The sequence below is a fragment of the Bacillus sp. FSL K6-1012 genome, assembly GCF_037964915.1.
GTDB classification, from domain to species: Bacteria; Bacillota; Bacilli; order Bacillales; family Bacillaceae; genus Bacillus; species Bacillus halotolerans.
In genome coordinates, this window is sequence record NZ_CP150175.1 from 1,117,429 (window position 1) to 1,141,706 (window position 24,278).

The 24,278-nt window shown below is 45.4% G+C and carries 23 protein-coding genes; 15 read left to right on the plus strand and 8 right to left on the minus strand.

From position 1 onward, the window contains the following. Positions 1-2: 2 nt before the first annotated feature. From NSS75_RS05755 to hmoB, 4 genes are all read right to left on the minus strand, one after another. Positions 3-1,193: a M20 family metallopeptidase gene (locus NSS75_RS05755; RefSeq protein ID WP_095713709.1), complete on the minus strand. Its 1,191-nt coding sequence runs from the start codon at positions 1,191-1,193 to the stop codon at positions 3-5. A gap of 72 nt (positions 1,194-1,265) precedes the next feature. Beyond that, entirely contained in the window at positions 1,266-2,654 is a 1,389-nt protein-coding gene (locus NSS75_RS05760) for a hypothetical protein (RefSeq protein WP_151174882.1), read from the minus strand. 79 nt (positions 2,655-2,733) lie between these two features. After that, a complete protein-coding gene (locus tag NSS75_RS05765) occupies positions 2,734-3,048 on the minus strand; it encodes a hypothetical protein (protein ID WP_213418475.1) in 315 nt (104 codons plus the stop codon). Between the two features lie 50 nt (positions 3,049-3,098). Further along, a complete protein-coding gene (gene hmoB / locus NSS75_RS05770) occupies positions 3,099-3,599 on the minus strand; it encodes a heme-degrading oxygenase HmoB (protein WP_024120788.1) in 501 nt (166 codons plus the stop codon). 121 nt (positions 3,600-3,720) lie between these two features. On the opposite strand from hmoB, the gene NSS75_RS05775 reads away from it, so the two are divergent. The 6 genes from NSS75_RS05775 to NSS75_RS05800 all read left to right on the plus strand — a co-directional run bounded on the left by NSS75_RS05775 (position 3,721) and on the right by NSS75_RS05800 (position 12,605). Continuing rightward, complete coding sequence (locus tag NSS75_RS05775) at positions 3,721-5,865, plus strand: transglycosylase domain-containing protein (protein WP_339236443.1); 2,145 nt, start codon at positions 3,721-3,723, stop codon at positions 5,863-5,865. A 120-nt stretch (positions 5,866-5,985) separates the two neighbouring features. Further along, the gene (hemE, locus tag NSS75_RS05780) at positions 5,986-7,047 is read left to right on the plus strand and encodes a uroporphyrinogen decarboxylase (RefSeq protein WP_106022384.1); all 1,062 of its coding nucleotides are present in this window, start codon (positions 5,986-5,988) and stop codon (positions 7,045-7,047) included. Between the two features lie 74 nt (positions 7,048-7,121). Beyond that, a complete protein-coding gene (gene hemH / locus NSS75_RS05785; RefSeq protein ID WP_106020617.1) occupies positions 7,122-8,054 on the plus strand; it encodes a ferrochelatase in 933 nt (310 codons plus the stop codon). Between the two features lie 14 nt (positions 8,055-8,068). Further along, positions 8,069-9,481: a protoporphyrinogen oxidase gene (gene hemY, locus NSS75_RS05790; protein WP_216394562.1), complete on the plus strand. Its 1,413-nt coding sequence runs from the start codon at positions 8,069-8,071 to the stop codon at positions 9,479-9,481. A 150-nt stretch (positions 9,482-9,631) separates the two neighbouring features. Next, entirely contained in the window at positions 9,632-10,207 is a 576-nt protein-coding gene (locus NSS75_RS05795) for a TetR/AcrR family transcriptional regulator (protein ID WP_010333611.1), read from the plus strand. Between the two features lie 70 nt (positions 10,208-10,277). Continuing rightward, positions 10,278-12,605 carry a YhgE/Pip domain-containing protein gene (locus NSS75_RS05800; protein WP_339236450.1) on the plus strand — a complete coding sequence of 776 codons (2,328 nt, stop codon included), beginning with the start codon at positions 10,278-10,280 and terminating at the stop codon, positions 12,603-12,605. A gap of 42 nt (positions 12,606-12,647) precedes the next feature. Here NSS75_RS05800 and fabHB read toward each other — a convergent pair whose 3' ends face one another. Next, on the minus strand, positions 12,648-13,625 hold the full coding sequence (fabHB, locus tag NSS75_RS05805) for a beta-ketoacyl-ACP synthase III FabHB (RefSeq protein ID WP_326323255.1): 978 nt from the start codon (positions 13,623-13,625) through the stop codon (positions 12,648-12,650). A gap of 121 nt (positions 13,626-13,746) precedes the next feature. Between fabHB and NSS75_RS05810 the strand changes: the two genes are divergently transcribed. From NSS75_RS05810 to NSS75_RS05825, 4 genes are all read left to right on the plus strand, one after another. Further along, positions 13,747-14,523 (plus strand): YhfC family glutamic-type intramembrane protease, encoded by a 777-nt coding sequence (locus tag NSS75_RS05810; RefSeq protein ID WP_024120794.1) that lies wholly within the window; start codon positions 13,747-13,749, stop codon positions 14,521-14,523. 91 nt (positions 14,524-14,614) lie between these two features. Continuing rightward, positions 14,615-14,797 (plus strand): hypothetical protein, encoded by a 183-nt coding sequence (locus NSS75_RS05815; RefSeq protein ID WP_081638270.1) that lies wholly within the window; start codon positions 14,615-14,617, stop codon positions 14,795-14,797. 133 nt (positions 14,798-14,930) lie between these two features. Then, positions 14,931-15,971, plus strand: coding sequence for a M42 family metallopeptidase (locus NSS75_RS05820; protein ID WP_106020612.1), 1,041 nt, complete (start codon positions 14,931-14,933; stop codon positions 15,969-15,971). Between the two features lie 14 nt (positions 15,972-15,985). Further along, a complete protein-coding gene (locus tag NSS75_RS05825; RefSeq protein ID WP_101863797.1) occupies positions 15,986-16,393 on the plus strand; it encodes an ASCH domain-containing protein in 408 nt (135 codons plus the stop codon). A gap of 41 nt (positions 16,394-16,434) precedes the next feature. Here NSS75_RS05825 and gltT read toward each other — a convergent pair whose 3' ends face one another. Both gltT and yhfH read right to left on the minus strand, forming a co-directional pair. After that, positions 16,435-17,724, minus strand: a complete 1,290-nt coding sequence (gene gltT, locus NSS75_RS05830; protein ID WP_024120798.1) for a glutamate/proton symporter GltT — start codon at positions 17,722-17,724, stop codon at positions 16,435-16,437. Between the two features lie 271 nt (positions 17,725-17,995). Further along, positions 17,996-18,130, minus strand: coding sequence for a protein YhfH (gene yhfH, locus NSS75_RS05835; RefSeq protein ID WP_024120799.1), 135 nt, complete (start codon positions 18,128-18,130; stop codon positions 17,996-17,998). A 157-nt stretch (positions 18,131-18,287) separates the two neighbouring features. On the opposite strand from yhfH, the gene NSS75_RS05840 reads away from it, so the two are divergent. From NSS75_RS05840 to NSS75_RS05855, 4 genes are all read left to right on the plus strand, one after another. Then, entirely contained in the window at positions 18,288-19,022 is a 735-nt protein-coding gene (locus NSS75_RS05840; RefSeq protein ID WP_095713699.1) for an MBL fold metallo-hydrolase, read from the plus strand. Positions 19,023-19,034: 12 nt separating this feature from the next. Beyond that, positions 19,035-20,030 (plus strand): lipoate--protein ligase LplJ, encoded by a 996-nt coding sequence (gene lplJ / locus NSS75_RS05845; RefSeq protein ID WP_101863799.1) that lies wholly within the window; start codon positions 19,035-19,037, stop codon positions 20,028-20,030. Positions 20,031-20,093: 63 nt separating this feature from the next. Then, on the plus strand, positions 20,094-20,738 hold the full coding sequence (locus NSS75_RS05850) for an SDR family oxidoreductase (protein WP_101860868.1): 645 nt from the start codon (positions 20,094-20,096) through the stop codon (positions 20,736-20,738). Positions 20,739-20,855: 117 nt separating this feature from the next. Further along, on the plus strand, positions 20,856-22,397 hold the full coding sequence (locus tag NSS75_RS05855) for a fatty acid--CoA ligase family protein (RefSeq protein WP_024120803.1): 1,542 nt from the start codon (positions 20,856-20,858) through the stop codon (positions 22,395-22,397). 41 nt (positions 22,398-22,438) lie between these two features. Here the strand turns inward: NSS75_RS05855 and NSS75_RS05860 are convergent, their stop codons facing one another. Further along, a complete protein-coding gene (locus tag NSS75_RS05860; protein WP_216394556.1) occupies positions 22,439-22,834 on the minus strand; it encodes a hypothetical protein in 396 nt (131 codons plus the stop codon). A gap of 142 nt (positions 22,835-22,976) precedes the next feature. Here NSS75_RS05860 and NSS75_RS05865 point away from each other — a divergent pair, with 142 nt between their 5' ends. Beyond that, complete coding sequence (locus tag NSS75_RS05865) at positions 22,977-24,269, plus strand: M48 family metallopeptidase (RefSeq protein WP_024120805.1); 1,293 nt, start codon at positions 22,977-22,979, stop codon at positions 24,267-24,269. Positions 24,270-24,278 lie beyond the last annotated feature (9 nt).

The following is a 24,278-nucleotide window of genomic DNA, read 5'->3' on the forward strand; positions in this document are numbered from 1 at the left end:
TTTTAAGATAAATGGTAAGTGATTGCAGCGCCCGCAAGCACTTTTGCAGCAGTCAGCATCGCTTTTTCATTGATATCAAATTTTGGATGGTGGTGGGAAAAGATACGTTCAGGCTGTTCAGGAGCGGCGCCGGTAAAGAAAAAGGTTCCTTTGACATGCTGTAAGTAATAAGAAAAATCTTCGCCGCCCATTTGCGGTTCACCTTGAAGAACCTGATGAACGCCGTCTGTGGCTTTTGCGACGTTTACCAGATGGTCGGTCTCCGCAGGGTGATTGACTACCGCCGGGTAGCCGCGTTCATAGTTGTAGTCATAGGAAGCGCCGTGCATGCTGCACACACCTTTTACAACAGCTTCGATTTCTTTTTCCAGAATGTCGCGGACATTTTCATTAAACGAACGAGCTGTGCCAATGAGAGTTGCATGGTCTGCAATCACATTAAACGGGTTATCAGCCATGAAAGAGCCTGTCGAGATGACAGCGGAGTGAATCGGATTGACTTTGCGGCTGACAATATGCTGCAGCGAGGAAACGATTTGCGAGCCGATCAGGACGGCGTCTTTTGTATCATGGGGGTGAGCGCCATGGCCGCCCTTTCCGTGAATGCTGATTGTAAATCTGTCAGCTGCGGCCATTACGGCACCGGAGCGGCAGAGAATGGTTCCGATCGGCTCAGTCGCCCAAAGATGGGTGCCGAATATGACGTCTGCGTTTTCAAGACAGCCGTCTTCAATCATCGGTTTTGCGCCCCCTGGCGCGTACTCCTCAGCGTGCTGGTGGATCATAATAAATGTTCCTTTCAGATCATGCCTGTTCTGATAAAGCACCTTTCCGACGGCAAGCAGAGCCGCTGTATGGCCGTCATGGCCGCATGCATGCATGACACCGGGCACTTTGGAGGCGTAAGGAACATCTTTTTCATCCTGGATGGGAAGGGCGTCAAAATCGGCCCGCAATGCGACAGCAGGACCGGGCTCGCTGCCTTCAATATAAGCCAAAACTCCATTGCCGCCGACTTTGGTGCGGATCGGGACTCCTAACGATTCGTAATAGGAAGCAATAAAAGCGGCCGTTTTTTCTTCCTGATTGGACAGTTCAGGGTACATATGGAAATGGCGCCTGATTTCCACCATTTCATCGAAACAGCTGTCGAGCTGTTTGTTTATCTCTTTTTGCAGCGTCTTTATGGACAAAGCCGCTTCCCCCTTTTCTAAGCTTTTCCATGATTGTATAGAAAAAGTCTGAATATTTCAACTGGTCGGGTTTCAAAGCATGATCATCGCTGCAATGGTTGTCACCGAAAGTCCGATCACAACGGGGAGGAAGTTCTTTCTAGCAAGCTCAAATGGATCGACCTTGCAAATGGCTGCAGCGGGAATGAGCGCCCATGGAATAAGCGTACCGCCGCCCACCCAGATGGCTGATATTTGCCCGAGTGCGGTCAGGACGGCTGGATCAGCATGGAGAGCGGATGAAAAGAGCTTGGCGATGGAGCCGGCGAGGGAAATGCCTGAAAAACCTGAACCGTCGAGTCCGGTTACGGCTCCAGCGGCAGTCAAGGCTGCGGCGGCAAGCTCCTTAGACATAGGCATGGCGTGGGATAAGGCGATGCCGAGATCATTGACAATGCCGTGTGAATGTTTAGGGAGTTCAGTACCCAAGATGCTCTCATAGCCGGAATCACCAAGATAAAAGAAAGCGGCAATTGGAATGACGGGACCGAAAACCTTAAAGCCGAATTGAAACCCCTCGATAAAATATCCAGTGATTTTTTCAAGCCCTTTCTGTTTATACACAAGGAAATGAACGATCAGCAGGATGCAAATGGCCGATCCGCCAATTAACGCGGTTGCATCATTTCCTTGAAGGTTGAATATGACCATGCACGCGATATCAGCGGCAAATACAAGAGGAATCAAAAGAGCCAGCATTGACCGAAGACGTTTCGGCAAATACATTGAAGTGTCATGTTCTTCTGACATCGGGGAAAAAGAAGCGGGCCGCAATTGTTTTTTGCGTTCACGCTGAATCATAAAGAAAGCCGCAGTTGTTGTGGTCACGCCCATAATCAAAACGAGCGGAATGCTTGCTGAGATGACATCACCGACAGGGATGCCTGCTGCATCAGCTGTCAGTTTTGGCGCTGCCTGAATGACAAAGTCTCCTGAAAGGGCAAAGCCGTGCCCGAATAAATTCATTGCCATGGCGGCAGCGATAGGCGGCAGGCCGGCACGGGCGGCTGCCGGAAGCAGAACGGCGCCGATTAAAGCGACACCCGGCGAAGGCCAGAAGAATAGAGAAATGGCAAACATCAGTCCGCCAATCAGCCAGTATGCAATTACAGGACCTTTAACAAGACGGACAAAGGGAGAAATCATCGCTTCATTTATCCCTGTTTTCGTTAACACATCACTCATAGACACGATAAAACAGATGATGAAAATCGTAGGAAGCAGCTCAGATGCCGCATAGATGAAGCTGTGGAATAAACTGCTGACCGAAGCTGAAAGCGAATGGCTGGCCCATAACGAAATGATGAAAATCCCAAATAACGAAATAAAGGTTGTATCTTTTCGCAGCAGCATAAAAAGAATGATCGCTCCAATAAAAAACACATAAAGAACATGAACAGACATAATCCCGATTTCCATCATTGATCACTCCTTCCGCTTCCTACAGATTATTCATAGGCGGGCGGAAGGTGCCGGGACAGATAGCATCTGACCGCAGATATTACTTCAGATAGACATGAATATGTTTTAGCTGCTCGATCAACTCGTGCTTCAATACTTTTTTAGCCTGCTGCTGATGCTGCGGGTAGCATTCGGGTGAAAAAATAACGGCACCGGCAGCAAGCCAGTTTTTTCGGTAGGCGATTATGCTTTCCGAAGGCTCTAAATATGAACCGTCCTCACGCGTCATTTCAAAATCGTCAAATCCGAATTGGAAGCCGCAGCACGAGCAGATTTCATAGGAGTGATTCCCTTGGTCATCATATGCCGGTTCTGTCAGCCCTTTAAACCCGCAGACTGGGCAAATATACTTCATCTAGCTTCCCTCCCTTTCGCCATAAAAAAAGCTGCCGGACATTCCGGCAGCTATTCGACAGCAACATATGTGGTGACATACGAAGGCCGGGAGAAAATGGACGTTGTGTCAACTCCGGCAGACGTGCCGCGTTTTTTGTGGGCTTCTTTGTATGAGCCTGACTGCTGCCAGTCTTGGAAGGATCTTTCTGTTTCCCACAAGGTGAGAATGACGTACGTGTCGCTGTCAAGCGGACGCAGGACACGAATGGCTTCAAAACCGGGCTCGTTTTCGACTTTTCCCGCTCTGTTTTTAAATCTGTTTTCAAACAGCGGCCGTCCTTCCTGTGTGACGGCTATATTGTTCAATACTGCGAAGCCGGGATGCTTCATGTCCCCGACTTGGTCAATGACTTCATAGGAATGGGGGGCCTGAAAAACCGTTTCTCCGTTTGTTTCGTGAATTAAAATCGCATTTTCCTGTCCCTGCATCAAAAGCATATTTTCCGAGGAATGTTTTTGCACGATGTTTTTCAAAAAATCGGCTGTCCCATATGTAATATAAACCTTCATATCAGCCACCTCCTGCTTGCTAGTATATCAAAACAATGGTATAAGTTTCTATTGGCGACTGCTTCAAACATAAATCCAAACAATTTTTCCCATACTACCTTTAGAAAGGCGAGGTGAGTTCATGTTTAAGATAAAGAAAAAGAAACTTTTCATTCCCATCATTATTTTAGTGTTAACTGCTTTTCTCGCTTTAATAGGATATATTTCAATCATTTTTCTCGGTCATTATGTCATAGATGAAAAGAAGCTGATCCTTCACGCATCTTCAAAAATTGTTGACCAAAACGGGGATGAGGTCGCAAGTCTGTATACAGAAAATCGTGAACCGGTCTCTATCAATGAAATTCCGAAAGGGGTCAGAGAAGCGTTTATCTCAGTGGAAGATAAGAGATTTTATGAACACCACGGTATCGATGTGAAATCTGTCGGAAGAGCGGTGTACCGCGATATATTAGCAGGAGGAAAAGTAGAAGGCGCGAGCACGATCACCCAGCAGCTTGCCAAAAATATTTTTCTGACACATGACAAAACGTTTTTAAGAAAAACGAAAGAAGTGATCATAGCGATCAACCTTGAACGGGATTACAGCAAGGACAAGCTGCTGGAAATGTATCTGAACCAGCTATACTTCGGACACGGGGTTTATGGAATTCAAGCTGCATCCCATTATTATTTTAATAAGGAAGTTAAAGATTTAACCGTGTCAGAAGGCGCGGTCTTGGCTGCTATTCCGAAGGCGCCTTCTACGTATTCTCCTGTTTTGCATCCTGATAAAAGCAAGGAGCGGCGTGATACGATTCTCGGCATGATGAATGACCAAGGCTATATCAGTGCGAAAGAGGCTGTCAGCGCGCAGGGGAGGACGCTCGGGCTGAACGTGAAAAAACAGTCGGAAACACCTTGGTTTGACAGCTATATTGACCTTGTGATCCAAGAAGCGGAGGACAAGTATTCCATTTCCGGAGAGCAGCTGCTTCAAGGCGGGTACAAGATTAAGGTGCCGCTTGATTCAAAACTGCAAAAAACGGCATATCAAGTCATGAAGGAAGGCAGCTATTATCCCGGAACAGATCAAGATGCTGAAGGAAGCGCAGTCTTTATCAACAATAAAACAGGCGGTGTGGAAGCGGCGATCGGCGGAAGAGATTACACGGCTAAAGGATATAATCGTGTGACAGCTGTGCGCCAGCCGGGGTCAACGTTTAAGCCGCTGGCCGTATACGGACCTGCGATGCAGGAAAAGAAATTCAAGCCGTACTCTCTGTTAAAGGATGAATTACAATCCTACGGAGATTACACACCGAAAAACTATGACGGCCGTTATGAAGGGGAAGTCACGATGTCTGATGCCATCACTTACAGCAAAAACGCGCCTGCAGTGTGGACGCTGAATGAGATCGGTGTGGAAACGGGGAAATCTTATTTGAAGGCAAACGGCATTGATATACCGGATGAAGGGCTTGCTCTGGCTCTCGGCGGTTTGGAAAAAGGCGTGTCACCCCTCCAGCTTGCCGGCGCTTTTCATACGTTTGCCGCGAATGGAACATACACCGAGCCGTACTTTATTTCAAACATAACAGATGAAGACGGGGAAACAATAGCCGATCATAAAGAAGAAGGAAAACGAGTATTCAGCAAACAGACGTCTTGGAACATGACGAGAATGCTTCAGCAGGTGGTTAAGAAGGGAACAGCAACGTCCGGCACCTATCACGGCGATCTTGCCGGGAAAACCGGTTCTACTTCATATACAGGCGTTTCCGGCGCAACAAAGGATGCCTGGTTTGCAGGTTATACGCCGAACATAACGGGAGCTGTCTGGATGGGCTATGACAAAACAGATCAAAACCATTACTTAAAAGGCGGAAGCGCATATCCGACCAGAATGTTTAAGGATATTTTGACACAGGCTGGCGAAACGGGTTCTGCGTTTGCGAAGCCTAAAAAAGTAAAAGAACTTGAAAGCCCAATTGAGCTTGAGCCTGTCAAAACGCTGACGGCTGACTATACATTTAGGGCAGCGGGGCTGTTTACGATTGAATTAAAATGGGATGCGCAAGAGGATGATCGGGCAGTGTACAGAATTTATGTAAATAAGGACGGCAAGGAAACGCTTCTTGATTCTGTTGAAGGAAAGGGAAGCTATGAGATCCCATATGCCAATTTGTTTTCGGGCGCTTCCTATAAAGTGGTGCCTTATAATACACAGACAAAAAAAGAAGGAGAAGGAACCGATTACGTTCAGCCGAAACTGTTTTCCTCTTAATGGAATTCGGCGATTTTTTGAACTTTGAGCCGCATTTCTATACCATTTGCCCAAAACGAGGTATAGTGTAATGGTCAAGGAACACGAACGTATGGTTGCAGTATGAAAGGTGGAAATCAGATGAGGAAACGAGAAACGTTTAACGAGACGTTTTTAAAAGCTGCGCGGGGAGAAAAAGCGGATCACACGCCTGTTTGGTACATGAGACAAGCCGGGCGCTCACAGCCGGAGTACCGTAAGCTGAAGGAAAAATACGGATTGTTCGAAATTACACATCAGCCCGAATTGTGTGCGTACGTCACAAGACTTCCGGTCGAGCAATACGGAGTCGATGCTGCAATCCTTTATAAAGATATTATGACGCCGCTTCCGTCGATCGGTGTAGATGTTGAAATTAAAAATGGAATCGGGCCGGTGATTGATCAGCCGATTCGTTCTCTGCAGGACATTGAAAAGCTCGGCAAGCTTGAGCCGGAACAGGACGTGCCGTATGTGCTCGAAACGATCAAACTGCTTGTCAATGAACAGCTTGACGTCCCGCTAATCGGTTTCTCTGGTGCGCCTTTTACGCTTGCCAGCTATATGATCGAAGGCGGGCCTTCGAAAAACTACAATAAAACAAAAGCCTTTATGTACAGCATGCCGGATGCCTGGAACCTGCTGATGACAAAGCTTGCCGACATGATTATCGTGTACGCGAAAGCGCAAATTAAGGCGGGCGCAAAAGCCATTCAAATCTTTGATTCATGGGTTGGCGCGCTGAATCAAGCGGATTACAGAACGTACATCAAACCGGTGATGAACCGAATTTTTTCTGAGCTGGCATCGGAAAATGTGCCGCTTATCATGTTTGGTGTAGGTGCCAGCCATTTAGCAACGGATTGGCATGACCTGCCTCTCGATGTTGTGGGGCTCGATTGGAGACTCGGCATTGATGAAGCCAGATCAAAAGGCATCACCAAAACGGTGCAAGGCAACCTGGACCCGTCCATTTTGCTTGCTCCTTGGGAAGTGATCGAGAAGAGAACGAAAGAGATTCTTGATCAAGGCTTAAAATCGGACAGCTTCATTTTTAACCTCGGGCACGGTGTATTTCCTGATGTCAGTCCGGAAGTGCTGAAAAAGCTGACTGCATTTGTACATGAATATTCTCAATCAAAGAAAATAGGCCAATACTCCTGAGCATATTTTTTGGTATCAGGATAAAAGCCTGTCAAAATTGTTTTGTGATAGATCATCTAAAGAGGGTGTAAACAGTGGGTAAAAAGAAAATGGGGCTTCTCATTATGGCGTACGGCACGCCTTACAAAGAAGAAGATATAGAGCGTTATTATACACATATCAGAAGAGGCAGAAAGCCTGAGCCTGAAATGCTTCAGGATCTGAAAGACAGATATGAAGCAATCGGGGGCATTTCGCCGCTTGCCAAAATCACAGAAGAACAGGCTTATAAGCTTGAACAGCACTTAAACGAGATTCAGGATGAGATTACGTTTAAAGCGTATATCGGGCTGAAGCATATCGAGCCGTTTATTGAAGACGCTGTGGCAGAGATGCATAAGGACGGCATTACAGAGGCGGTCAGCCTTGTATTGGCACCGCACTTCTCCACATTCAGCGTGCAGTCTTACAACAAACGTGCGAAGGAAGAGGCTGAAAAACTCGGGGGCTTAACAATTACGTCTGTCGAAAGCTGGTACGATGAACCGAAGTTTGTGAAATATTGGGTTGACCAAGTGAAGGACACGTACGCGTCAATGCCGAAGGAAGAAAGAGAAAACGCGATGCTCATCGTTTCCGCGCACAGCCTTCCGGAAAAAATTAAAGAGTACGGAGATCCGTACCCGGATCAGCTTCATGAATCCGCGAAGCTGATCGCTGAAGGCGCAGGCGTATCTGAATACGCTGTCGGCTGGCAAAGTGAAGGCAATACGCCTGATCCGTGGCTCGGACCTGACGTGCAAGATCTGACACGTGATTTATTTGAACAAAAAGGCTATCAAGCATTTGTATATGCGCCTGTCGGATTTGTCGCGGACCATCTAGAAGTGCTTTATGACAATGACTATGAATGCAAAGTGGTGACTGACGATATCGGCGCCAGCTATTACCGGCCGGAAATGCCAAACGCTAAGCCGGCATTTATTGATGCTTTAGCAACAGTCGTTTTGAAAAAATTAGGACGTTAAAGAAGGCGATGAACATGAGTGACGGCAAAAAACATGTAGTCATCATCGGCGGCGGCATTACCGGTTTAGCCGCCGCCTTCTACATGGAAAAAGAAATCAGAGACAAAGATTTGCCGCTTGAGCTGACGCTTATTGAGGCAAGTCCGAGAGTAGGCGGAAAAATCCAGACAGTCAAGAAGGACGGCTATATCATCGAAAGAGGGCCTGATTCATTCCTGGAACGGAAAAAAAGCGCTCCGCAGCTTGTCAAAGACTTAGGTCTTGACCATCTGCTTGTGAACAATGCGACCGGACAATCTTACGTGCTTGTCAACCGCACTTTGCATCCGATGCCGAAGGGGGCTGTAATGGGAATACCGACAAAAATCGCGCCGTTCGTGTCAACGGGGCTGTTTTCTCTGTCAGGGAAGGCGCGAGCTGCAATGGATTTCATCCTGCCCGCAAGTAAATCAAAAGAGGATCAGTCACTGGGAGAATTTTTCCGCAGACGTGTCGGGGATGAAGTTGTCGAGAATTTAATCGAGCCGCTTTTATCAGGCATCTATGCAGGTGATATCGACAAACTCAGCCTGATGTCAACATTCCCGCAATTCTATCAGACGGAACAAAAGCACAGAAGCCTGATCCTTGGGATGAAAAAAACAAGACCTCAAGGCTCCGGCCAGCAGCTGACAGCCAAAAAACAAGGGCAGTTTCAGACGCTGACAACAGGCTTGCAGACGCTTGTCGAAGAGATCGAAAGTCAACTAAAGCTGACAAAGGTATACAAAGGCACAAAGGTTACTAAGATTAGCCGAGAAGGCACGGGCTACTCGCTTGATCTTGATAACGGCGTATCCCTTGATGCCGAATCTGTGATTGTAACAGCCCCGCATAAAGCTGCCGCAGGAATGATTTCAGATTTGCCGGCTGTTGCAAATCTGAAAAACATGCATTCCACATCTGTGGCGAATGTCGCCTTGGGCTTCCCGGAAGGCGCCGTCCAAATGGAGCATGAGGGCACGGGCTTTGTCATCTCAAGAAACAGTGATTTCGCGATCACAGCTTGTACGTGGACGAACAAAAAATGGCCGCACGCAGCGCCGGAAGGAAAAACACTGCTTCGGGCATATGTCGGAAAAGCCGGAGACGAATCCATCGTCGACCTCTCAGATAACGACATTATCAACATTGTACTGGAAGACCTAAAGAAAGTAATGAAAATCAACGGTGAGCCGGAAATGACATGTGTCACGCGCTGGCATGAAAGCATGCCTCAGTACCATGTCGGCCATAAACGCCGTATCAATGAGCTCCGTGAAGCGCTGGCTTCCTCATATCCTGGTGTGTACATGACGGGCGCATCCTTCGAGGGTGTTGGAATCCCGGACTGTATCGATCAAGGAAAAGCAGCTGTGTCAGACGCGCTGAAATATTTATTCAACTAAAAACCTCCGTACCTCGTACGGGGGTTTTTTGTGCCTAGATGATGGCAATATTGTGTAAAAAATGTTTGAATTGTTCAGCATGGTATGATACATTTGCATATGTACTTATTGACTAAAATGTTCAAATGGTCAGTTTTGAGGTGATATACAATGTCAATAGATCGAAAAAAGCTCATTTTGGAGGCTGCCACAAAGTCTTTCACACAGTTTGGCTATAAAGCGACGACAATGGATTTGGTGGCGAAGCTTGCGAACGTGGGAAAAGGAACCATCTATACGTTTTTCAAAAATAAAGAAGAGCTGTTTGATGATATTTTCTCTACGTTATTAAAAGAAATGAAGCAAAAAGCTGACGAAGCGATGGAGCCTGATCTCCCGTTCCATGAAAATGTTCACAGAGCGCTGTTTGCCATTCTTGAATTCAGGAAAACACATCAGCTGACGATTAAAATTTTTCAAGAAAATGCTGAGATTGGTACAATGGCAGTTCAGGACGTGATTCAGAAAATGGAGCGTTCCATTCTTTCTTATATTAAAAATAAGATAGAAGAGGGTGTCGAAAACGGAGATATCAAGCCGTGTGATCCTGAGCTGACGGCTTTTGTCATGTTGAAGCTTTATATCGCGCTCATTTTTGATTGGGAAAAACAGCATCCCCCGCTTGATAAAGAAACGATTGCGGAACTGCTTGAGTTGTATGTTGTCAAAGGATTGTCAGCCAACTAGATAATCCTTTCTCTTTACAAGAAAATGACCATTTTTAATGATGAGTCAGTTTTAGAATGGAGGCATCAGGATGAACACAATACGAAGTCAATGGAAAGACATCGTAACGAGTAAAAAATTATTGATTCCCATCATCGCCATTTTGTTTGTCCCGCTTATTTACAGCGGTGTTTTCTTAAAGGCCTATTGGGACCCGTACGGCACAGTTGACCAGCTGCCTGTCGTTGTCGTCAACCAGGATAAAGGAACGACATATGAGGGAGAAAAGCTACAAATCGGTGATGATCTGGTAAAAGAATTAAAAGATAATAAAAGCTTTGACTGGCATTTTTCCACTGATCTCGACCAATCGTTAAAGGACTTATTAAATCAAAAATACTATTTAGTAGTCGAGATTCCAGAAGACTTTTCTAAAAACGCCAGCACTGTAATGGATAAAAATCCGAAAAAACTGGATTTGAAATACCATACGAATGCCGGTTCAAACTATGTAGGAGCAACGATTGGCGAAAAAGCGATTGATAAACTGAAAGCTTCTGTTTCTAAAGAAGTGACCGAGCAATATACGAAAGTGATTTTTGATAACTTTAAAGATATTGCCAAAGGTCTCAGCGACGCGAGCAGCGGAGCGAAAAAAATTGATGACGGCACTAAGGACGCGAAAAACGGAAGCGCCCAGCTGAAAGAAAATCTGGAGAAGCTGACAGAAAGCACTGCGACAATCAGTGACAAAACGGCACAGCTTGCAGCAGGAGCAGCTAAAGTAACAAGCGGCATTCAATCGCTTGACAGCTCGCTCGGCAAATTCCAGGACAGCAGCAATACCATTTATGAAAATTCAGGAAAAATTGCCGCGGGATCAAGTGAGCTGACAGGAAGGCTGAATGAACTTCTAGCCGGGCAGCAGACATTGCAGCAGGGCTTTCCAAAGATTACAAACGGTCTGGATCAGCTTAATACAAAGGCCGCGGAGGCTTCACAGAAAGTAGAAAAAGCAGAGAAGGTCATAAACGCAGTCGATTTGACACAGCTTGAAACAGCTGTCAGCAACCTTGAAAAATCTGAAACTGCCATGAACCAATTTAAAAAGCAGCTGACAGAGTTTGAAAACAGCTTAAAAAACCGTGATCAGGCATTTAAAAATGTGATCAATTCAAGCGAGTTCTTAACAGCGGAGCAAAAAAGCCAGCTGATCAATTCTGTTGAGAAGAAGCTTCCGCAAGTAGATGCGCCTGATTTTGATCAAATCATTAGCCGGCTCCCTTCAGTGGACCAGCTTCCTGACATTTCAACAATTAAAGCCTCTCTGGAAGATGTAAAAGAGCAGGCGGCACAGCTGAAAGCAATGCCGGAAGCTACATCTAAGCTTTATAACGGTGCAAAAGCGACGCAAGATGCAATTGACAAATTAACTGAAGGAACCGAGAAGATATACAACGGTTCACAGCAGATCACAGATAGCCAAAATAAACTGACAGCCGGTATTGGAGAATACAATAAACAGTTTGCAAAAGCAAAAGCGGGCTCAGAACAATTGGTGACAGGCGGCAGCCAAGTGTCGGGCGGCTTACTGAAACTGTTAGACGGTTCTAAACAAGTTCAAAATGGATCATCAAAACTCGCTGAGGGATCTGAATCGCTTGATACAGGTTTAGGCAAGCTATTGGACGGCACAGGACAGCTGTCTAATAAGCTGAATGATGCGGCTGATCAAACAGGGGATATCAGCGCTGATGATAAAACATACGGTATGTTTGCGGATCCGGTCAAAACTAATGACGACGCGATTCATTCCGTCCCTAACTACGGAACAGGGCTGACGCCTTATATCCTATCAATGGGTTTGTATGTCGGCGGCATTATGCTGACGGTCGTATTCCCGCTGAAAGAAGCATCAGGCCGTCCGAGAAACGGATTTGAGTGGTTCTTCAGTAAATTTAACGTCATGATGCTGGTAGGAATCATTCAATCACTGATTGTGGCGACAGTTCTTCTTCTGGGAATCGGGCTCGAGGTGGAGAGCACATGGAGATTTTACGTGTTTACGATCATTACGAGTCTCGCTTTCCTTGCGATGATTCAATTTTTGGCCACGACGATGGGCAATCCGGGCCGGTTTATTGCAGTCATTATTTTAGTGCTGCAGCTCGGGGCCAGCGGAGGAACCTTCCCATTAGAATTGCTTCCGAATTTCTATCAGGTGATCCATGGCGCGCTGCCGATGACCTACAGCATAAACGGGTTCAGAGCGGTGATTTCAAACGGAGATTTCGGCTACATGTGGCAGATGGCCGGTGTCTTAATCGGCATTGCTCTAGTCATGATCGCGCTGAGCATTACCTACTTTACGATCTTAAGCCGGAAGGAAGACACTTCAGAAGAACAGCCGGCTTCCTAATGAAAAAGACCTTGTTTCTCAGGAAACAAGGTCTTTTTTGATTTAACATCCCCATTTAATCAGAAGTCCGGTATACGTTAATCCTCCGCCGAATCCGAAAAGCATCAGGGTTTGGTCTTTTTTCAGCTTCCCGGCTTTCACTGCCAGATCAAGGGCCAAAACAATAGAGACTGAAGATGTATTTCCGTAGTATTCGACACTGGTGAGTGTTTGTTCAATCGGAAACGGTGTTTTTTCACAAATCGATTCGATCATGCGCAAGTTGGCGCTGTGGGGAACAAACCAATCAAGATCATCACGGCTGAGCCCTGCTTTGTGTAAAAGATGTTCAAATTCACGGGGAATGGTTCTTGCGGCCCACTTATACACTTCGCGTCCGTTTTGGACCATTTTCCCGGAATCCGCAAGCGGCATGCCGTTGAGTTCGCTCCGCAGTCCTGCCCTATACAAAATATCTGCACCTTTTCCATATGTTCCTTGGACGGAAGCGAGGAATCCCGGTGCCTCTTCAGTTCGTTCAACCAATAGTGCGCCCGCAGCATCGCCGAACAGAACGCATGTCGTTCGATCTGTATAATCAGTCACTTTTGACAATGTTTCTCCGGCGATGACGAGAATTTTTTGATGAAGCCCGGATGTAATCAATCCGTTTGCCAAATGGAGACCGTATGTCAGTCCTGCGCATGTCGCATTGATATCTAACGCGCCGGTGTTCTCCCAGCCGAAATATTCCTGCACCCGGCAAGCCGTACTCGGAAAGGCATAATCTGCTGTTGTTGTGGCGACGAGAATCATATCCACATCTTCAAGTGTTCCTTCGTAACGGCTCTTGAGATCTTTGACTGCTTCAATGCATAAGTCTGAAGTGAACTGCTGCTCATCGGCAATCCGCCGTTCTCTCATTCCTGTGCGCTGAACAATCCATTCATCAGACGTATTTACGATTTTTTCCAGATCCGCATTGGTTAAACGCCGGGTCGGCGCATAGGTGCCGATTGCTGTAATGTTTGCTTTTGACATAATAACACAACTCCTTTTATTATCAGATTATAACACTAGATATTAGTATCTGGTACTAAAAAGAGGATTTTTGATAAAAAAAGAGAAACTGTCAGTAGAAAACCAGAAAAGGAGGAAAAAAATGGTCAGTCAAGGAGCGATAGCCTCTATGATTATTTCCGGGGTTATTGCGTTTTTGTTGCCGATCGGACTGATGATATGGTTTAGGCGAAAGTATCATGCTCCGATTAAGGTGTTTTTTATTGGCGCTCTTACGTTTTTTGTCTTTGCTCAGCTGTTGGAGGGCGGCGTTCATGTTTATGTGCTGCAAATGAATGAAACGACGAAAGAAGTGATGAAGCATCCAGTCTGGTATGCCATTTACGGATGCTTGATGGCCGGGATTTTTGAGGAGTGCGGAAGGTATATCATGATGCGTTTCTTTATGAAGCGCCGTCTTTCTTGGGCGGACGGTCTGGCCTTCGGAGCGGGCCACGGCGGTCTGGAGGCGATACTAATAACCGGCTTGTCCAGCATTACGCTTATCGTGTACGCTTTTGCGATCAATAGCGGCACTTTTGAACAGCTATTGATTAATCAAGATGTGAAGCAGGCACTTATGCCGATTCAGGCGCAGCTGCTGAATACACCTTCGTATGAATGGCTGCTCGGCGGAATTGAAAGAATCAGCGCCATCTCTGTTCAAATCGGTCTGTCACTGCTTGTGCTGTATGCGGTTAAAAGCCGCCGGCCGCTGTTTTTGCTGTATTCGATTCTCTTACACGGGCTGTTTAATGTACCGGCGGTTTTATACCAAAAAGGAGTGATAGAACATGCGGCGGCTGTTGAACTCATCGTTGCTGGGATAGCCGCGGCATCAGTGGTTTGGATTGTAAAGGCAAAAAGGCTGTTTCAATAAAAAATCCAAGCAGCAGTAACAGCCCGCTTGGAAAAATGAAATATTCGTTTAGGCATGGGGTATCAGAATATTTCTGACTCAGTCCTTAGCAATGACAGCAAGAGTGGCAGCGTTTTTTGCAAGAGCAATGTCTTTTCTTTTTCTTCTTTTTCTCGCAAGGGTCATGGCATTCTTTCTCTTTCTTGCAATGGTCGTGGAAATCCTTATCGAACCACTCGTCAAAGAACCAAAAATCATCAAACCAAAAATTACAATGATGTTTCCGTTCATGTGAATGACGACAGCACATAGATATCCCTCCTCTTCCCATGCTCTCTACAGCATATGCTAGATTGATAGGAAAAGATTGGACGGGTCTATCAGGAAAAGAGTATATTTTAAATAGAAAATAAAAGGAGGAATGTCCTATGACGTCCGTTCGTAAAACGATGGAGCTGATTAAAGAACTCGTTTCTATTCCAAGTCCGACAGGGAATACATATGAGGTGATCAAATACGTTGAAAACCTTTTAAAAGAATGGAAGGTCGAAACGGTTCTGAACCATAAGGGCGGTTTGATCGCCACGCTTCCGGGCCGCGATACATCCCGTCACCGAATGCTGACGGCGCACGTTGACACCTTGGGCGCGATGGTGAAAGAAATTAAAGCTGACGGCCGGCTGAAAATCGATTTGATCGGCGGTTTCCGCTATAACTCGATCGAAGGGGAGTATTGCCAAATTGAAACGGCTTCAGGGAAAACGTATACGGGCACCATTTTAATGCATCAAACGTCTGTGCACGTGTACAAAGACGCGGGAAAAGCGGAGCGCAATCAAGAGAATATGGAAATCCGCCTGGATGAGCCTGTACACTGCCGTAAGGATACGGAAGAGCTTGGCATTGGCGTCGGAGATTTTGTTTCGTTTGATCCCCGTGTTGAGATCACATCCAGCGGATTCATTAAATCACGCCATTTAGATGACAAAGCAAGTGTGGCCTTGTTGCTTCGCTTAATCCATCAAATTCAAACAGAAGAAATTGAACTGCCGTATACGACTCATTTTCTGATTTCTAATAATGAAGAAATCGGATACGGCGGGAACTCTAATATTCCTGCTGAAACTGTTGAATACTTGGCGGTGGATATGGGGGCTATCGGCGACGGCCAGGCGACAGACGAATATTCGGTTTCGATTTGTGTGAAGGATTCGAGCGGTCCGTATCATTATCAGCTGAGAAAGCATTTGGTCGATTTAGCTGAAAAGCACCATATTGACTATAAGCTTGATATTTACCCGTATTACGGGTCGGACGCCTCAGCAGCGATCAAATCCGGGCATGATATTGTGCACGGCCTGATCGGGCCGGGAATTGACGCTTCGCACGCTTTTGAGCGCACGCATAAGTCTTCTCTCCGCCATACAGCGAAGCTCCTGTATTATTATGTGCAATCACCGATGGTATAAGAGGGAGAAAACAAATGAAAATCTATGAACTGAAAAGCACTTTCGGCTGGGAAGGCGATGAAGGTCTTGGAGAACAGCTGATCCAGCAAATCCTTGCTGGAGAAAAAACGGCCACCTGCGCGCCGAAATCATTATATTCAAAAGATGAACTGAGTGATGTATATCAAACAGCGGGACAGCTTGTAACCGTTTATGATAAACATGATCATCCGAGATGCAATATAAAAGTGACAGATGTGTTTGAAACGACCTTTGGAGCGCCTGATATGAGGTTAGTCAAAGGAGAGGGCAACGGAGACCGAATTGATGAATTTCAAGAGGACCATCGAAGAGCATGGGCCGAGCTGATCAAAAATGGCGAAATGGAACTGAATGAGGACACTGTTTTGATTACAGAGCTGTTTGAGCTTGTCCAAGATTAAAAAAAGCCTGCGGGGCGTTGAGAACCCCGCAGGCTTTTTGATTAACCGGAAATGGTTGCGTTTTGATCTGCTTTAGATTGGCTCATGACAGCTTCCGCTTTTGCAGGATTAAACATGCCTTCCCATTTAGACATGACAACGGCAGCAAGTGCGTTACCAGTCAGGTTTACAACTGTACGTGCCATGTCCATAATGCGGTCTACACCGGCAATAAAGGCAAGTCCTTCTGCCGGAACACCGATCGTGCCCAGTGTTGCAAGCAAGACGACAAAAGAAGTTCCCGGAACGGCAGCCATTCCTTTAGATGTCACCATCAAAACTAATACAAGCGTAATTTGGTGCCAAATTGTTAAATCAATGCCGTATACTTGTGCAAGAAACAGCGCTGCAATAGATTGATAGAGAACGGAGCCGTCTAAGTTAAACGTATATCCAATCGGGATAACGAAAGACACAATACCTTTCGGACAGCCGATTTTCTCCATTTTTTCCATGATGCGCGGAAGAACGGTTTCAGAGCTGGACGTACTGAACGCCAATAAAATTTCGTCCTTCATGTAAGCCAGGAATTTGAAGATGCTGATACCGGCAATTTTTCCGACAATCCCAAAAATGACGATTAAGAAGAAAGCAAGTGCGACATATACCAATCCGACAAGCTTTCCGAGAGATAGAAGAGAACCGAGTCCGAATTTAGAGACAGTAACTCCGATTAGAGCAAAAACCCCGAATGGCGCTACTTTCATCACAAGGTTTACCACATGGAACATCGAATGGGAAACGCCTTCAAAAAAGGCTAACACTGGCTTGCCTCTTTCACCGATCGCGGAAATTCCCAATGCAAATAGTACGGTAAAGAAGATGATGGCAAGAAGATCCCCTTCGACCAAGGATTGGAAGAAGTTTGTCGGCACAATGTGCAGGAATGTCTCTGCCACTGATTTATTGCTTTGTTCTTTTTCTGTTTCAACATATTGACTGATGTCTGTTTTTTGAGCTTCGTGTATATTAACTCCTGTACCCGGGTGGAAGATGTTTGCAAGGGCTAGTCCGAGAATGATGGCAAAGGTCGTAATGATCTCAAAGTACAGAATTGTTCTGAAGCCTAATTTACCAACTTGCTTTCCATTTCCAGCTCCGGCTACACCGATGATTAAACTGGAGACAACAATAGGAATCACTATCATTTTGATTAAGCGTAAAAAGAGATCCCCGATTGGCTGCAGATAAGTAGGCAGTGCTGGGTTGCCGTACCAAATAACGCCAGCAATAACACCTAGAATAAGTCCAACGAATATTTGCGTGGCTAATCCAAACCTAATTCTTTTCATAGATTACCTCCCAAAAAACAAAGTATCAACATATATCATGAATAGACATATATTTAATCTCACTATTAGATCAAATTATAATAGATAAGAAATAGGTTCGTCTATAGTAAATTATATTTTGAAAATATAGAATATTCAAAAATATAAAGTGAATCACCATAATTATCTAAAAACAGGTGAGCTTTGACCCAACCTGACTATTATTTCAATATAAAGAGAAGTTAGAAGAATGAAGAAAATCTCACACTGTATGCGTGAGATTTTCGCCCCTTTACATATCGCTTACTTTTATACAGTCGTTGCAAATATTACCATAACACTCATGCTGCTCATCAATCTTTTTTCCGCATTCCGCGCACTTTTTCGAAGGCAGGTTTCTAAAAAATTCAGTAATTTTCCCTAGCATAACCAATCCCTCTTTCCCCTTTGTAATGTTTTCATTGTAATATAACAGAAAGTGAAATTCAACATCTGTTTTGATACAATGTTTAAAACATGCTTTTTTTTAGAAAAATGGGTATATTGAAGGAGGATCAATTTTCTTTGAAAAGAAGGAGGACATTATGAAAGTTACAGTTATCGGATGCTACGGCGGTTTTCCGGCCGCAAATGAAGCGACGTCGGGTTACTTGTTTCAATCGGGGGATTTTTCATTGTTAGTGGACTGCGGAAGTGCCGTGTTATCTAAGCTGTTTGGATATGTCCCGGCGGAAAAGCTGGACGCGGTGGTTCTGTCTCATTATCACCATGACCATATTGCCGACATCGGGCCGCTGCAATTTGCGAAGCAAGTCGGATCATTCCTCGGCAAAGGAGAGCACTCGCTTCCGATTTACGGACATGATGCTGATATAGAACAGTTTCAAAAGCTTACATATAAAACGCATACGAAAGGGATTGCCTATCAGCCTGATCAGCAGCTGACTGTCGGTCCGTTTACGATCACCTTTTTAAAAACGGTTCACCCGGTGACTTGTTATGCGATGCGGATTACTGACGGCAGCCATACTGTTGTGTATACTGCTGATTCCAGCTATCAGGATTCATTTATTCCGTTTTCGGAAAACGCTGATTTATTGATCTCAGAATGTAATTTTTATGCTGATCAAGACGGGACAAGCGCAGGCCATATGAACAGCTTGGAAGCAGGGCGAATTGCAGAAGAAGCGGGAGCGGGCGAGCTGCTTCTGACCCATCTGCCTCATTTCGGCGTGCATGACAACCTTCGCAAAGAAGCCAAGACCGTTTTTAACGGGAAAGTGAACATTGCGAAATCTGGTTTTGTGTGGGAAGGATAAAGGAGGAGCACCATGTTATTTATTGACAATCAAAATATCAATGATCCGCGGATCAATCTTGCTATCGAGGAGTATTGCCTTAAATATTTAGACCCTGAACAGCCGTATTTGCTTTTTTACGTGAATCAGCCGTCTATCATCATCGGAAAAAACCAAAATACAATAGAAGAAATCAATACAAAGTATGTAGAGGAAAACGGAATTATCGTCGTCCGCCGTTTATCTGGCGGCGGGGCTGTGTATCATGATTTAGGGAATTTAAATTTCAGCTTTATCACGAAGGATGACGGTGAAAGCTTTCATAACTTCAAAAAATTCACTGAGCCGGTGATTCAAGCGCTACATCAGCTCGGAGTTGAAGCGGAATTAAGCGGCCGGAATGATATTGTGGTAGATGGCCGCAAAATATCAGGTAACGCCCAATTTGCCACAAGAGGCCGCATCTTCAGCCATGGCACCCTCATGTTTGATTCAGCCATTGATCATGTTGTGTCCGCTTTAAAAGTCAAAAAGGATAAAATTGAATCAAAGGGCATCAAATCAATCAGAAGCCGTGTGGCAAACATCAGTGAGTTTCTTGATGATAAAATGACGACCGAAGATTTCCGCAGTCATTTGCTCAAACATATTTTCAATACAAATCACATTCAAGATGTGCCGGAGTATAAGCTGACTGAAAAAGATTGGGAAGTCATTCGCAAAATCTCGGAAGAACGCTATCAAAATTGGGACTGGAACTACGGCCGCTCACCTAAATTTAACCTGAACCATTCAAAGCGTTATCCGGTCGGGTCCATTGATTTGCGTTTGGAAGTAAAAAAAGGGAAAATTGAAGACTGCAAAATTTTCGGCGATTTCTTCGGTGTGGGCGATGTGTCGGAAATCGAAAACCTGCTGATTGGAAAGCAATATGAGCGCAGTGTGATCGCTGATGCGCTGGCTGATGTGAATCTGAAGCATTATTTTGGGAACATTACGAAAGAAGATTTTCTTGATCTGATTTATTAATATAAAACACATTGTTTGAAAGGAAATTTGTGTTTTGAAATAATGGAGGCAGGAGGGATTCACATGAAAGTGTTTTTAATCGGAGCGAACGGACAAATCGGACAAAGACTTGTTTCTTTATTCAAAGAGAATGCTGATCATTCCGTCAGAGCGATGGTCAGAAAAGAAGAACAGAAAGCATCTTTGGAAGCGGCCGGCGCGGAAGCTGTGCTAGCAAATCTAGAAGGAAGCCCGGAAGAAATCGCAGCTGCGGCAAAAGGCTGTGACGCGATTATTTTTACGGCGGGTTCCGGCGGGAGCACAGGCTATGATAAAACGCTGCTGGTGGATCTTGACGGAGCGGCAAAAGCAATAGAGGCTGCGGAAATCGCGGGAATCAAACGTTTTATTATGGTCAGCGCCCTGCAGGCCCACCGCCGTGAAAATTGGAATGAGGCACTTAAACCTTATTACGTGGCCAAGCATTATGCTGATAAAATTCTGGAATCCAGCGGCTTAGCCTATACGATTATACGTCCGGGAGGCCTTCGCAATGAACCGGGAACAGGAACGGTTTCCGCAGCCCCAGATCTAGAGCGGGGTGATATATCACGTGATGACGTTGCGGCAGCAGTCATTGCCTCTTTAGATGAAACCAACACGGAAAATCGGGCTTTTGATCTCACTGAAGGAGATACACCGATTGCCGAAGCTTTGAAGAATCTATAACACTACTGACACTCGGGGCTTTTTGCTCTTGAGTGTTTTTTTGTGTTTCTCTATAATGAAAAGGAAAGCTTATCTTCAATAATGAATGACTACTCATTCACTTTAAGGGGTGGGAGAATGAATCTGGTTTCAAAATTAGAAGAGACAGCATCTGAGAAGCCGGACAGCATCGCATGCAGGTTTAGGGATCAAGTGATTACTTACAAGGATCTGAATGACAATATTCAGCGTTTTGCGGACGGCCTTCAAAAAGCGGGTATGGAAAAAGGGGATCACCTTGCTTTGCTGCTTGGCAATTCGCCTGATTTTGTCATCGCATTTTTCGGCGCATTAAAGGCCGGTATTGTGGTGGTGCCGATCAATCCGACGTACACGCCGACAGAAATCGGCTATATGCTGACAAACGGCGATGTCAAAGCAATCGTAGGAGTAGATCAGCTTTTGCCGATTTATGAAAGCATGCACGAATCTTTGCCAAAGGTCGAACTCGTCATTTTATGCCGGACGGGAGAAACTGAGCTGGAAGCTTCAGATCCCGAAGTCAGAATGAAAATGACAACGTTTACAAAAATGTTGCGTCCGACACCCGGTGCTGCACGCCATCCAGAGGTTGTGCCTGATGATACTGCGGTAATTTTATATACGTCAGGAACAACGGGAAGACCGAAAGGCGCGATGCTGACCCACCAGAATTTGTTCAGCAATGCAAACGATGTCGCCGGGTATTTGGGAATGGATGAGAAAGACAATGTGGTTTGCGCTCTTCCGATGTTTCATGTTTTTTGCTTAACTGTCTGCATGAACGCTCCGCTGATGAGCGGCGCATGCGTGCTGATTGAACCGCAGTTCAGCCCCGCATCTGTTTTTAAGCTTGTAAAGCAGCGGCAGGCAACGATTTTTGCCGGCGTGCCTACGATGTATAACTATTTATTCCAGCATGAAGAAGGAAAGGCAGATGATTTTTCTTCTATTCGCCTGTGCATCTCGGGTGGTGCGGCCATGCCGGTCGCGCTGCTTACGGCATTTGAAGAGAAATTCGGCGTCACCATTTTGGAGGGCTACGGGCTTTCGGAAGCATCGCCTGTCACATGCTTTAACCCGTTTGACAGAGGGAGAAAACCAGGCTCCATCGGGACAAGTATTTTGCATGTCGAAAACAAGGTCGTCGATCCGCTCGGCCGAGAGGTCCCTGATCACCAGGTGGGCGAATTGATCGTAAAAGGGCCCAATGTGATGAAGGGCTATTATAATATGCCGATGGAAACGGAGCACGCTTTAAAGGACGGATGGCTTTATACGGGAGACCTGGCAAGGCGGGATGAGGACGGTTATTTTTACATTGTTGACCGGAAAAAAGACATGATTATTGTAGGCGGCTACAATGTGTATCCGCGTGAAGTGGAAGAGGTCCTGTACAGCCACCCGGACGTAAAGGAGGCTGTTGTCATCGGCGTGCCTGATGCTGAAAGCGGCGAAGCGGTAAAGGGATATGTCGTACCGAAACGGTCTGGTGTCACAGAAGAAGAAATGATGGCGCATTGTGAAAAGCATCTGGCAAAATACAAACGGCCTGCCGAGATCATCTTTCTTGATGAGATTCCGAAAAATGCGACAGGCAAAATGCTCAGACGGGCGCTCAAAGATATGCTGCCTCATTAATGTGAAAAAAGCGAAGCCAGTGGGCTTCGCTTTTTCCATTGTTAATCCTTTGCTTCTTTTTTAATGATAGTTTGCAGCGCTTTGGTATCGTTTCGCGTTAATTTGTAATACGTGCCGTCTTTCAAAAAAATGGCTTGCTGGCTGTCGTCAATCCATAATCTGAATGAGTCAAATCTGTCTTTATGAAATTTAATCGTGCCTTCGTAATCAGGAGCTGATGTTTTTTCGGTTTTCAGCTGCTTTCCCTGATTCATAATGTCCAGCATATCTTTGACGTGCTGTCTTTTTTCGATTTCAATCTTTTCCTGCCCGTCTGAAGACAGGGTGATCAATTCCGCATCAACCGATTGATATACATCGCCTGACCGGCTGTAAAGGTAGAAAAATGCAATAAACACAAGACCGATAACAACGATGGCTGCTACTATTTTTTTCATCTGCATCACTCCAAACATTTGCTAGTTTCTCCAGCAAAGGGCGATTCCATGCGAAAAAGTCCGAACTCACAGCTTGGTTCTAAGAAATTGAATTTATGATTACAATAGAAGTAATGGGTCTAGATGTGAGGAGTGAGGCGTTATGCGCAAGTGGATTGCGGGTGCAGGGCTTGCATATGTGCTGTATGGGCTTTTTTTCTATTGGTATTTCTTTATGTCCGGCGATTCCGCTGTGCCGGAGGCCGTGAAAGGAACACAGGCTGACCCGGCTTCTTTCATGAAGCCGTCTCAATTGGCTGTCGCCGAACAGTATTCTGATGTGAAGAACTTTTTATTTTTTATCAGTATTCCTCTTGATTGGTTTCTGTTTTTTGTATTGCTGACCAGCGGTGTTTCAAAGAAAATCAAGCAATGGATGGAAGCGGCTGTGCGTTTTCGTTTTTTGCAGATCATCGGTTTCGTGTTTGTGCTTTCGCTGATCACGGCTCTGGTGACGCTGCCTTTGGATTGGATAGGCTATCAGGTATCACTTGATTACAATATTTCGACGCAGACAGCCTCCAGCTGGGCTAAAGATCAAGTCATTGATTTTTGGATCAGTTTTCCGATCTTTACACTTTGCGTGCTGGTGTTTTATTGGCTGATCAAAAAGCATGAAAAAAAATGGTGGTTTTACGCCTGGCTGTTAACAGTGCCGTTTTCGCTGTTTCTGTTTTTTATTCAGCCGGTGATTATTGATCCTTTATACAATGATTTTTATCCGCTGAAAAACAAAGAGCTGGAAAGCAAAATTTTAGCACTGGCCGAAGAAGCAGATATTCCGGCTGATCATGTATATGAAGTGAATATGTCAGAGAAAACAAACGCGCTTAATGCCTATGTGACAGGAATTGGGGCTAATAAGCGAATTGTTCTATGGGATACGACGCTGAATAAACTCGATGATTCGGAAATTCTCTTTATTATGGGGCACGAAATGGGCCATTATGTCATGAAGCACGTGTATATCGGATTGGCTGGCTATTTAATTGTGTCGCTAGCTGGATTTTATGTGGTTGATAAGCTTTACAAGCGGGGGGTACGGCTTGCACGCAATCTGTTTCATGTAGAGGGCCGGCGTGATCTTGCGGCATTGCCGCTGTTATTGCTTATCGTGTCTGTTTTGAGCTTTGCTGTTACGCCTTTTTCTAATGCTGTTTCCCGCTATCAGGAGAATAAGGCTGACCAATATGGGATTGAGCTGACAGGGGACAGCGAAGCCGCAGTCAGAACGTTTCAAGATTTGGCTGTTACGGGGCTGAGCCAGGTTGATCCGCCTTTTCTCGTGAAACTTTTCAGAGGGAGCCATCCTTCGATCATGGAACGGATTCAACATGCGGAAACCGAAGAAAATACCTCAGAACACCCGGCCTCAGAACAGGGGGACGACCAATAAAAAAAGAAG